The sequence below is a fragment of the Synechococcus sp. R6-7 genome, from assembly GCF_047461695.1.
Taxonomy (GTDB): Bacteria; Cyanobacteriota; Cyanobacteriia; order Thermostichales; family Thermostichaceae; genus Thermostichus.
Genome location: NZ_JANSHS010000435.1, coordinates 1 through 1059 on the forward strand (window position 1 = coordinate 1; position 1059 = coordinate 1059).

Sequence of the window (1059 nt, forward strand, 5' to 3'; positions counted from 1 at the left end):
ATCCTAACATAAGATCAACACGACCTAGAGTCACTTTGAAAAATCAGATGGAAAAAGGAGAGATAGATGTTTACCCAATCTGCGTCTGATACCCTGGGGTTGGCACAACTGGATTTGGCGCAAATTCCGCGGCAGATCACCTGCGATGGCAGTGACTTGGATTGGAGCCAGGCCCTGGCCATCGAAGGGATCCAACCTGAAGAAGAAGCTTTACAGGCTTGGATGGCTTTCCGTGACCTGCGGGTGAACCAAGAGGCGGGCAACATTTTACGCTGGCAAGGGCGTCCGTTGCGGGCCAGCCGTATCCGCTTTTTCCCCAGGAATGTGGCTTGGCGCTATGGCTTCTCGTTTTCCACCAGCATCCGCTCGCCCCTTGGCAAAGGGATCCCGACCCCTGAGGAGTGGCGCTACCCGGGCCTCTGCCGCTACGGGATTGTGCTGTTTCAACCCAACGCCCAACTGGTGGCCCATCAGGTTTTCGAGTCCTCGCCAGAGCAGCCCCAAGAGGTGGATCTGGATCCCAGCCTGGATATTGCCTTCAACATCAATGACGCCAAGGGCAGCTACGGCGACAATAGCGGCAGCTTCGATATTTACCTGCAGGTGGTGAGCTAGACTCACCCAACCCCAGGAGGGATCCCGGCTGATCGCGATAGCGGGACGGAGTCTTTGCAGGGCGGGTCAGGGGGCAGTTGCCGGGTGGGATCCCATCCCCTACAATGAGTGAACTGGTGGCTGGATCCCAGCTTGCCAGTGCCCTTCCTGGCCCTGGAGAGGTGGCTGAGTGGTCGAAAGCGGCTTCCTGCTAAGAAGTTACGGGGCCCAAAAGCTCCGTCGAGGGTTCGAATCCCTCCCTCTCCGTCCATATTTGCTGACCAAGGTTGTTGACGTCCTCTGCGCGCCGTTAGCTTACTTCCCCATAGCGGTAGGGCGGGGCTTTTCTCAGTAGCTCGGGCGTCTCAGACTAACCTGAAACGACCATAGAGGCCAACTCCGCTACCAGTCATGGGTCGTGGAAGCAGGAAGAAATCAGAGCATGACTCTAGTCAATAATAAGCT

1 protein-coding gene and 1 tRNA gene are annotated in these 1059 nt (G+C 56.8%); both read left to right on the top strand.

Annotation, left to right across the window (positions count from 1 at the left end; translation table 11 throughout):
• Positions 1-66: 66 nt before the first annotated feature.
• Positions 67-615: a hypothetical protein gene (locus tag NW815_RS12275; RefSeq protein WP_414416068.1), complete on the top strand. Its 549-nt coding sequence runs from the start codon at positions 67-69 to the stop codon at positions 613-615.
• Between the two features lie 155 nt (positions 616-770).
• Positions 771-861 (top strand) — tRNA-Ser (locus tag NW815_RS12280).
• Positions 862-1059: the final 198 nt, after the last annotated feature.